This is a genomic window from Actinosynnema sp. NPDC020468 (assembly GCF_040642015.1).
Classification (GTDB): domain Bacteria; phylum Actinomycetota; class Actinomycetes; order Mycobacteriales; family Pseudonocardiaceae; genus Actinosynnema.
In genome coordinates, this window is the sequence record NZ_JBFAEO010000092.1 from 1 (window position 1) to 10,681 (window position 10,681).

Consider the following 10,681-nt stretch of genomic DNA (forward strand, 5'->3'; position numbering starts at 1 on the left):
CAACCTGCTCAACTGCGGCTACAAGGACCTCGGTGTCGCCTACACCACCGACACCAAGGGCCGCGCCTACTGGACCCAGAACTTCGGCACCCGCTAAACCCGGGTCACCCGCAACAGACACACCCCGCGCACGTACCGGCTCGACCGGGCGTCGCGCGGGGTGACCAGTGTCGGTCGGGTCAGCAGTCGCCCGTTGTACCGGGTCGCGAGGATCGCCGAGCACCCGCCGAACTCCGGGTCCACCTCGGCCAGCGACAGCACCACCCGGTAGCCGTCCTCGGAGTGGGCGAGCACCACGAAGTTCAGCCGGTCCATCTTGTGCCCGGGCTCCACCCGCAGGTCCAGCCGGCCGAGCAGGTCGGCGAGCGGCACGCCCTGGACATGGTGGACCTCGTCGCACCGGTTGGTCACGTACCGCACGTCGACCGGGTCCCGCGCGTGGGCGTGCAGGTCGGGTGTCGCGATCACCCAGTCGCCGCCGATGTCGCCGGTGACCAGCAGTTCGTCGGCTTTCAACGCCGGCCGCTGTGCCGGCACCTCGACGCCGAGCGTGCGGGGATTCGCGTCCACGGGTACACGGTAGGCCGGTCGCCCGGTTCCGCAGAAGCCACCAGTAGAGCGATTCACCGCCGTATCTGCGGCTCAACCACGGTATGAATATCCGCAGGTGCGCATACCTCGGTCGACCTCCGCCCTGGTGTCGCCCCACCTCGGGTCGTCCACCCGGTGCGTCGAGGAGATCGGCACCCGCGAACCACCGCGTCGCGTTGTCGCGCACCACCCCGGGCCGGTCGACCCCGAGCCCCTCGCACCGCGCCGAACCGGCGGGCTCGAGGAACTCGAAGACGTCGCCGTGCACAGCGCGGCGGTCGGCGCGATCGTCCGGAGCCTCCTGTGCGGTCACCTCCCCGTCGGGGCCGCCGGCCCGGCAGCACGGCCCGGGCGCGCGGAACCCGCCGAGTGGACCGTCCACTTGGGACGGTGTGGCGGACCTGGACCTGCTCCGGCATCCCGGGGGAGCGGTCCGTGCCCGCGTCGGCGATAGTGGGAGCGCGCGCCCGGCCGTGCGCGCCGTCGCTCCAGGAGGACTTCGTGAAACTCGCCGTCCACTTCCCGAACTTCAGCCTCCCCGGTTCACCGGACACCCTGGCCCGCGCGCTCGGCGACACGGCGCGGGCCGCCGAGGCCGGCGGGTGCGCCACCTTCACCGTGATGGACCACTACTTCCAGATGGAGCCCATGGGCGGCCCGGCCGAGCCCATGCTGGAGGGGTACACCGCGCTGGGCTACGTCGCCGCGCTCACCGAGCGGATCACCCTCGGCACGCTGGTCAGCGGCGTCACCTACCGGCACCCCGGGCTGCTGGCCAAGATCGTCACCACGCTGGACGTGCTCTCCGGCGGGCGCGCGCTGCTCGGCCTCGGCGCGGCCTGGTACGAGCGCGAGCACCACGGCCTCGGCGTGCCCTACCCGCCGGTGGCCGAGCGGTTCGAGCGGCTGGAGGAGGCGCTGCTGATCTGCCGGCAGATGTGGAGCGACGACGACGGCCCGTTCGAGGGCAAGCACTACCGGTTGGCCGAAACGCGCAACGTGCCGCAGCCGATCGGCAGGCCCCACCCGCGCGTGCTCATCGGCGGCATGGGTGAGAAGAAGACGCTGCGGCTGGTCGCGAAGTACGGCGACGCGTGCAACCTGTTCAGCGCCGGCGTCGAGGAGGTCGGCCGCAAGATCGAGGTGCTGAACGGGCACTGCGCGGCCGAGGGTCGCGACCCGGCGGAGATCGAGAAGACCATCCTGTGGAACGGCGACGCGGTCGGCGAGCCGGACGTGTTCCTCGCCGAGATGGAGGCCTACGCCGGGCTCGGCGTCGGGCAGGTGTGGCTCAGCGCCCGCACCGACGACCCGGCCGGGTGGGTCTCCCGGCTGGTCGAGGGCCTGCGCGGGCGGCTCGCCGAGGTGTGACCGCGACACCGCGTTCCTGTTAGGGCTGCTCACTTTCCGCCGCCGCGCCCCGCGTCCCGACGTCCACTGTGACCGGTCCCACCGTGCCCGCCTCCGGAACTGTCGTACCCAGCCGGCACTGTGGTGTCCGGCCGCCCCGTGGCGGAGCGGTGGCGAGGGGAGCGAGCGGTGGAGTGGACGGTCGACGTCGAGGCGGTGCCTGTCGTCAGCCATGCCATGGCGCACAACGACGTCCGGGTGATCGGGCGGGTCGTGGTGGCCGGCGGGCCGGACGCGCGGGGCGCCGAGTTGACCGTGCTGGTCGCGGACGAGGCCGGGCCGCTGAGCACACCGTGGTCCGTCGGGCTCGACCTCGTCGCCGGTGAGCCGGTCGTCCTGACCGACGTGCCCGTGCGGCTCGACCCGGCCGCGATGCTCGCCGTGGAGGAGGAGCGGCCGGGCTCGGTCGTGGTGCGGCTCGCGGTGGCGGGCGAGGTGGTCGCCGAGCACACCACCCGGGTCCGCGTCCTCGCCGCGCGCCAGTGGTCGGCCGAACCGGTGTCGCTGGGCCTGGAGATGCTGGCGGCGCACGTGCTGCCGAACGACCCGGCGGTCGCCGCGCTGGTCGCGGACGCGGCCGAGGTGCTGGCCACCGGCACCGGCAGCGCCGCGATGCAGGGCTACCAGGCGGGCCCCGACCGGGTGGACGAGATCGTCAAGGCGGTGTTCGAAGCCGCGCGGGAGCACGGGATCCGGTACGTCGAGGCGGCCGGCCGGGCCGAGGCGGGCCAACTGGTGCGCACGCCCGGCGAGGTGCTCGACGGGCACGTGGCCACCGGTCTGGACGCCGCGGTGCTGCTGGCGGCCGCGCTGGAGCACGTCGGCATCCGGCCGCAGCTGTGGGTCGTGCGCGGTCACGTGTTCCTGGGCTACTGGCGCGAGGAGACCTCGCCCGGCGGCGCCGCGCACACCGACGTGGTCGACCTGGTCAACCGGGTCGACCTCGGCCAGTTGGCGCTGCTGGAGAGCAGCCTGGTCACCGGCGGCACGTTCGCCGAGGCCCGCCGCGCGCCCTACCGCGACCACCTGGCGGGCCCGCTGGACGACGTCGTCGGCGTCACCGACGTGCACCAGGCCCGGCGCGACCGGGTGCTGCCGCTGCCCGCCCGCTCGGTGACCGCCGACGGCACCGTGCGGTTCACCGTCTACACCCCGCCGGTCGCGCGGCCGGCGGTCGAGGCCGCGCCGACGCCCGACGCGCCCACCACCCGCCCGGCCGCGCCCGCCAGGGTCACCCGGTGGAAGAACGCGCTGCTGGACCTGAGCCTGCGCAACCGGCTGATCAACTCCACCGAGCGGTCCGGGTTGGCGCTCGCGGTGCCGGAGGCGCACCTGGCCAAGCTGGAAGACGTGCTGCACCAAGGGGTTTCGGTCACCCTGCGGCCGTCGGACGACCTCACCGCCCTCGACCGCGAGCGCGGCGTGAAGGCCGGCCGCGACCTGCCCGCCGCCCAACTCGCCGACCTGCTGGACACCCGGCGCGCGGTGTACGCGGACGTCACCGCCGGCGGGTACCCGGGCCGGCTGCGCGGGCTGGCGCACAAGGCGCGCACGATCGTGGAGGAGACGGGCGCGAACAACCTGTACCTCGCGCTCGGCTCGCTGGTGTGGGAGCTCGAGGGCCGCGCGCTGCGCTCGCCGCTGGTGCTGGTGCCGGTGGTGCTCAGCCCGGCCGCGCGCGGCGGCGGGTACCGGCTCGCGCTCGACGCGGCCGGCACGTCCACCCCGAACTACTGCCTGGTCGAGAAGCTGCGCCAGGTGCACGGCCTGGACGTCCCGGAGCTGGCCGAGCCGACCTCCGACGGCGCGGGCGTCGACCTGAACGAGGTGTTCCGGGCGACCCGCGCCGCCGTCGCCGAGCGCGGCCTGCCCTACCGGGTCGAGCCGACCGCCGAGCTGGCCGTGCTCCAGTTCGCGAAGTTCCGGCTGTGGAAGGACCTGGACGAGAACTGGGCGACGTTCGCGGAGAACCCGCTGGTGCGCCACCTCGTGCACGCGCCCGCGGAGGCGTTCGTCGACCCGGTGGCCGTGCCGCTGGTGCCGGACCTGGAGGAGTTGGCCGAGCGGTGCCCGGTGCCCGCCGACGGCTCCCAGCTCACCGCCGTCGCCGAGGCCGTCGCCGGTCGCACGTTCGTGCTGGAGGGCCCGCCCGGCACCGGCAAGTCGCAAACCATCACCAACCTGCTCGCGCACGCCGTCGCGGAGGGCAGGCGGGTGCTGTTCGTCGCCGAGAAGCGCGCCGCGCTGGACGTGGTGCGCCGCCGGCTCGACGCGATCGGCATGGGCCCGCTGTGCCTCGACCTGCACGACAAGGGCAGCAGCCCGGTCGAGGTCAAGGCGCGCGTCAAGCGGGCGCTGGAGCACACCGCCGCGAGCGACCGGCCGGGTCTGGCCGCGTCGCTGGACGACCTGCGGGCGGCCAGGCGCACGCTGACCCGGTACGCCTACTCGCTGCACGAGCGCAACGCGGCCGGGTTGTCGCTGTACTCGGCGCGGGACGCGGAGTTGGCGATCGACCCCGAGGTGCGCGCGCTGCCCGTGCCGCCGGTGGCCGAGGAGTCACTGCCCGCGCTGCGCCGGCTGTTCGCCGAACTGCCGGACCTCGCCCACCCGGCCCGGCCCCGGCCGGACCACCCGTGGGGTTTCCTCGACCGACCGCTGGACGTCGACGTGCGGCGGCTGGAGAAGGCCGTGTCGCGGCTGGGCGGCGTGCCCGCGTTCCTGGCGGCCGTGCACGGGCCGGACGACCTGAGGCTGGCGGCGGACCTGCGCGCCTCCGGGTTGCCGCTGACCGTGCTGGACGAGGTCCGCACGCCGCGCTGGGACCAGGCGGCGCGCGCGGTGCTGGACGAGGTCGCGGACTTCGTCCGGGCCGCGCACCCCGCGCTCGGCCCGGTCACCCCGGCCGCGCTGGACCTCCCGGTCGGCGAGCTGCACACGGCCGCGCTGGCGGCGGCGTCCTCCGGGTTCTTCGGCAGGCGCTCCCGGCTCACCGCGGTGCGCGACCGGCTGGCCGCCGTGCTGCGCCCGGAGGCCGAGGTCAAACCCAGGCGGGTGCCCGAGGTGACGGCGGCGCTCGTCGCGCTGCGCGAGGACGTCGACCGGCTGGCCGCCCGGATCGCCGCGGTGCCGGGCTTGACCGCGCCGCGCGACTGGAACCCGTTCACCGGGCCCCAGGCCGTGGAACGGCGGGTCGGGCTGGTCCGCGCGTGGGCGGCCGCGCTCGAGCCGAGCAGGCCGCTCGCCGCCGGGTTGCGCGAGGTGGTGCTCGCCGGCGTCACCCCGGCCGACCTGGCCGAGGCCGCGACGGCGTTGGCCGACCTGGCGGGCACGCCCGGCACCCGGCTGACCGAGTGGGCGGGCGAGCGGGGTGTCCTGCGCCGGTGGTGGGACACCGTGGAAGGGCGCGGGTCGGACTCGCGCCGGCACTTCGCCGCCCTGCTCGCGCACGTGGAACCGTTGCGCGGCACCGGGTTGGACGACGTGCGGCGGCTGGTGCTCGACGGCGCGGTCGACGTGGACGACGCGGTGCGCTCGTTCGAGCTCGGGCTCGCCGTGTCGTCGGTGGCCGAGCGGCGGTCGGCCACCGGGCTCGACGCGTTCGACGCCGCGCGGCACGAACGCGCCATCTCCCGGTACCTGGACGCCACCGGCGCGGTGCGGGAGCACCTGCTGACCGCGTTGCCGCAGCAGGTGCTGGCGGCCCGCTCGTTCGACCCGAGGGTCGCGGGCGGTCGGGTCGGCGAGCTGTCCCGGCAGGTCGGTCGGCAGCGCGGCGGCTTGCGCGTGCGCGAGCTGATGACCCGGTACGGCGACCTGATCACCGAGGCGCTGCCGTGCGTGCTGGTGAGCCCGGACTCGGTGGCCCGGTTCTTCCCGGCCACCGCCGGGCTGTTCGACATCGTGGTGTTCGACGAAGCGTCCCAGGTGCGGGTGGCCGACGCGGTCGGCGCGATGGGTCGGGCGCGGTCGGTCGTGGTCGTGGGCGACAGCAAGCAGATGCCGCCGACGTCGTTCGCGGAGAGCGCCTTCTCCGACGAGGACGAGGAGGGCGACGACGAGGAGTCGATCCTCACCGAGTGCGTCCAGGCCCGGGTGGGCAGGCGGCGGCTGACGTGGCACTACCGCAGCCGCGACGAGTCGCTGATCGCGTTCAGCAACCACCACTACTACGAGGGCGGCCTGTCCTCGTTCCCCGCGCCCCGATCCGGCGGCGCGATCTCGTTCGTCCGCGTCGACGGCCGCTTCCACCGCTCGGGTCCGGGGCTGCGCACCAACCCCGTCGAGGCGGCGGCCGTGGTGGCCGAGGTGCGGCGGCGGTTCGACGCGGGCGTGCCGTCGCTGGGCGTGGTGACGTTCAACCGGCAGCAGCGGACGCTGGTCGAGGAACTGCTGTGGGAGACCGAGGACCCCCGGATCCTGGAGGCGCTGGAGGACCCGGACGGGCTGTTCGTGAAGAACCTGGAGAACGTGCAGGGCGACGAGCGCGACGTGATCCTGTTCTCCACGGCGTTCTCGGTCGACGACCGCGGGGTGCTGCCGCTGAACTTCGGCCCGCTCAACCAGGCGGGCGGCGAACGCCGGCTCAACGTCGCGATCACCCGCGCGCGCCGCCAGGTCGTGGTGTTCTCCAGCTTCGACCCGGCGGACCTGCGCGCCGAGGAGACGTCGTCGGTGGGGGTGAAGCACCTGCGCACGTACCTGGAACTGGCCGCGCACGGCACCCGCGCGCTACCCCGCCCGACCCGCCGCCCGACCGTCGACCGGCACCGCGAGGAGGTCGCGGAAGCGTTGCGCGCCCACGGTGTGGTGGTGCGCACGGCGGTGGGCCTCTCCGATTTCACGGTGGACCTGGCGCTGTCCCTGCCGAGCGCGCCCGACACGCTCCTCACCGCCGTCCTGCTCGACGGCCCGACCTGGGCCTCCCGCCTGACCGCCGCCGACCGCGACGGCCTGCCCCTCCAGGTGCTCGGCACCACCCAGGGCTGGCCTGCCGTCGAACGCGTCTGGCTCCCGGACTGGCTCGCCGACCGCGACCGCGTGATCAAGTCGCTGGTGGACACAACCCACACCCTCCGCCCGGCACCCACCCCCGAACCACTGCCCCCACTCCCGCCCGCACCGCCGGCCGAGCCCCACCCCACGCCGGCCGACCTCACGACCGCCGACGCGCCCGAGCCCGTCGAACCACCGAACGCACCCGCACCGCCGGCGGCCGACACCCTGGTCCTCGACACGCCGGTCCTCGACGCGGCCGCCCTCGACACCGCCGTGATCGACACCGCCGTGATCGAGACCGTCGAGCCGGACACCGCCGAACTCGCGACCACCGAGTCCGAGACGGTGGAGCTGCCGACCGCACGGAAGGCCGCTTCCCGCCGCACCTCAAGGAGTTCCGCCGCACCTGCCGCCCCCGCCGAGCCCGCCTCCTCGACCGCACCCACCACCTCCACCACGTCCGGCGCGTTCACGCCGTGGGTCGGTGAGGCGCGGGGGAGTGCGTCCGTGCTGCGCCGGCTGCCCGCCGACAACGCCGCGCGCCAGGTGGCCGACGTGGTCGCCGAGGTCGTGGCCGTCGAAGGGCCGACCCACCCCGACCGGCTGGTGAAGGTGGTCGCGGGCGCGTTCGGGTTGTCCCGGGTCGGCGACGCGCGCCGGGTCGCGATCCTCGACTGCGTGCCCGACCTGCCGCGCGACGCCGAGGGGTTCGTGTGGCCGGCGACCCTGGATCCCTCGACGTGGCAGGGCTTCCGGCCGACGCCGGACGGGGTGGAGCGGTCCGTCGACCAGATCGCCGTGCGCGAGGTGCTCAACGCGCTGGTCGCGGCGGCCCGGGAAGCGGGCGGCCGGCGGGTGGTCGACCTGCACCGGGCCGGGCTGGGTGTGTTCGGCGTGCGTCGGCGCACGGCCGCGAGCACCGCGCGGTTCGAGGCGGCGCTCGCGCTCGGGCTCGCCGAGGGGCGGCTGCGGCAGGACGGTGAGGTGGTCTTCGCCCGGTGATCGCGAATCGGGGTTTGAACCGGCGGCCCGGTGGATACCTGGCCCTCGACTCGACACCTCGGGAGCGGTGGCCATGCTGGGCTCGTACCTGGACTCCGTGCGCACGGGGTTCCTCGCGTTCGTCGGGATCGGCGCGCTGGTCCTGGTTCCGCTCGTGGCGCTGCACTACTGGCGCTTCGGGCGGGTCGAGCCCCGGCGCGCGCTGGTGCTCTACGGCCTGCTGGCCTACGGGCTGGTCGCGCTCGCGCTGATCTTCCTGCCGTTCCCCGACCGCGCGGACCTGTGCCGGGGCGAGACGATGCTGTCCACGACCCCGTTCCAGTGGGTCACCGACATGCGCAACAACATGGCGTACTACGGCCGTTCGGGCATCCAGGCGGTCGCGACGTCCAGCGCGTTCCTCCAGCAGGCGTTCAACCTCGCGCTGTTCGTCCCGCTGGGCGTGGTGCTGCGCAAGGCCTACGGCAAGGGCCCGCTCGCGGTGGTCGCGATCGGCCTCGGGTTGTCGCTCGCGGTCGAGGTCGTGCAGTACACCGGCAACCTCGGCGTCTACCCGTGCCCGTACCGGATCGCCGACGTCGACGACCTGATCTCCAACACGGCGGGCGCGCTCGTCGGCTGGATGGTCGCTCCGGTCGCGCTCGTGGTGCCGGCGCTGCCCGACGAGGACGCCTCGGTCGCGCCGCCCGGCACGGTGAGCGTGCCCCGCCGCGTCCTCGCCCTCGTGGTCGACCTGCTCCCGGTGCTCCTCGCCGCCCGGCTGCTGCTGCCCGACGACCCGAGGTGGTCGCTCGCCGTCCTGGCCCTGGTCCGGATCGTGGCGCCGGCCGCGACCGGCGGCTGGACCCCGGGCAGCTGGCTCGTCCGCTACCGCACCCGCCGCACCGACGGCACCCGCGCCGACCCGGCCCGGATCGCGCTGCGCGAACTGCTCGGCGTCACCGGCCTGTTCGGGTTCGCGGTGCTCGTCTCGCCGCTGTTCGACACCTGGTGGGAGTTCGGCGTCGACCTGTTCGTCGCCGCCCTCGTGGTGCTCGGCGCGTTCGTGGTCCCGGTGTTCCGCCGCGACCAGCGCGGCTGGCACGACCACGCCGCCGACACCCGCGCCGTCCTCGACCCCGCTCCGCTCCGCGTTCCGCGCTACAGCCCGAAAACGTCCTAGCCGCACTCCTGCCCCCGGCCGACGGCGGTACGCCCAAGGGGTATCGGTGTGCAGCGGGATGATCACCTCGTGCGGTCACACGGCCCCGGTCCGCTCGACCACGCGGAGAACCGCATGGCACCCGACAGACCGTCCACCCCGCCGGGGCGAGCGTCATCCCGGAGGAGGTGGTCGAGGGCACGCCGCTGGAGGTGGGTCCCCGGCGACCCTGGCGCAGAACCCGCTGATCCTGCCCGCCCACCCAGGCGTCCACCGCTACGGCTGCGGGTTCCCCACCGAGTCGTGGGACGACAGCGGTTACGGGATCACGCCCTACCTCGCGCACTGAGACCGGTCGGGCGGCCGTCGACCCGGCGGCCGGTCGCCGCGCTCGCGCTCCGCGTTCACCGGCACGCCCCGGAAACCCTTCGGCCGCAACGGGTTGGGCTGTCCGCGTGCCGTCCGTTGGACCGTTGGCACCGCTGTGTAGCGAGACGGTCACCTCGTGCGATCACACGGCCGGGGGAGTACCTCCGCGTCGTTCGACCCACGAGGAGAACCGCATGTCCTGGTCACCCGGGAAGATCCCGGTCCCGCGCGTCCGCGCGGTCCTGGCCGCCGTGCTCGCCGTCCTGCTGCCGGCCTCGGGAACCGCGTACGCCGCGGACCCGGTGCCGCAGTCCCACATCGACACCCCGACGACCAACGGCCGGGTCGAGGTCGGCGAACCCGTGCTCGTCATGGGCGGCGGCTACGTCGGCTACTCCTACACGACGCTGACGGAGTACCAGGTCTCGGTGGACGGCGGCGCCACCTGGAGCGACGGGTACAAGACCGGCACCACCTGGTACGGCGGCGAGACCGGCATCATCCAGGCGCTGTGGTCCTACGCCTTCACCCCGGAGGAGGCGGGCGTCTACACGATCGTGAGCCGGGTCAACACCGACACCGAGTACGGCGCCGTGTCCGCGCCCACGACGCTGTACGTCGGCGTGAACCCGCCCGCACCGGCGTGGGTCCGCTGCTACTCGTGCGGCTTCTACACCCCGAACGCCGCGTACGAGACCTCCGAGAGCTTCCCGCTGGAACTGGGGCTGAGGTTCCGGGTCGACCGGCCGCTGCGGGTCGGCGCCATCGGGACCTCGTGGCAGGGCCGGAACGCGAGCCGGGTGCGGTTGTGGCGCGGCGACGGCACCCTGTTGGCCGACCAGACCATCACCTCGGAGTACGGCAACCCGCTCGCGACCCCGGTCGACGTGGTGCCGGGCCAGGACTACGTGGCGTCCTTCACCAGCCGGATCGGCCACTACCGGGTCACCGAGGACGTGTTCCCGGCGACGGTGATCCAGGCGCCGCTGGTGCTGCCCGCCCACGCGGGCGTCTACAGCACCACCGGCGGCTTCCCGACCGAGACGTGGCACGACAGCCACTACTGGGTGTCGCCCGAGTTCGTCACCTCCGCCGGGTGAGCCGTCGGCGGTGGAGTTCCCGGACGGGTCGGTGCGCGGGTTCGCCCTGCCGGGTGATCCCCGGGTCGAC

The 10,681-nt window shown here is 74.4% G+C and carries 5 protein-coding genes; 4 read left to right on the top strand and 1 reads right to left on the bottom strand.

All coding sequences use genetic code 11. The features are described from left to right. Positions 1-93: 93 nt before the first annotated feature. Positions 94-570: a molybdopterin-binding protein gene (locus tag AB0G50_RS35330; protein WP_360118277.1), complete on the bottom strand. Its 477-nt coding sequence runs from the start codon at positions 568-570 to the stop codon at positions 94-96. 522 nt (positions 571-1,092) lie between these two features. On the opposite strand from AB0G50_RS35330, the gene AB0G50_RS35335 reads away from it, so the two are divergent. From AB0G50_RS35335 to AB0G50_RS35350, 4 genes are all read left to right on the top strand, one after another. Then, positions 1,093-1,962 (top strand): LLM class F420-dependent oxidoreductase, encoded by an 870-nt coding sequence (locus AB0G50_RS35335; RefSeq protein WP_360118289.1) that lies wholly within the window; start codon positions 1,093-1,095, stop codon positions 1,960-1,962. A gap of 168 nt (positions 1,963-2,130) precedes the next feature. Next, positions 2,131-8,001, top strand: coding sequence for a DUF3320 domain-containing protein (locus tag AB0G50_RS35340; RefSeq protein WP_360118280.1), 5,871 nt, complete (start codon positions 2,131-2,133; stop codon positions 7,999-8,001). Between the two features lie 73 nt (positions 8,002-8,074). Further along, positions 8,075-9,163, top strand: coding sequence for a VanZ family protein (locus AB0G50_RS35345; RefSeq protein ID WP_360118283.1), 1,089 nt, complete (start codon positions 8,075-8,077; stop codon positions 9,161-9,163). A gap of 542 nt (positions 9,164-9,705) precedes the next feature. Beyond that, positions 9,706-10,611, top strand: coding sequence for a DUF4082 domain-containing protein (locus AB0G50_RS35350; RefSeq protein WP_360118286.1), 906 nt, complete (start codon positions 9,706-9,708; stop codon positions 10,609-10,611). Positions 10,612-10,681 lie beyond the last annotated feature (70 nt).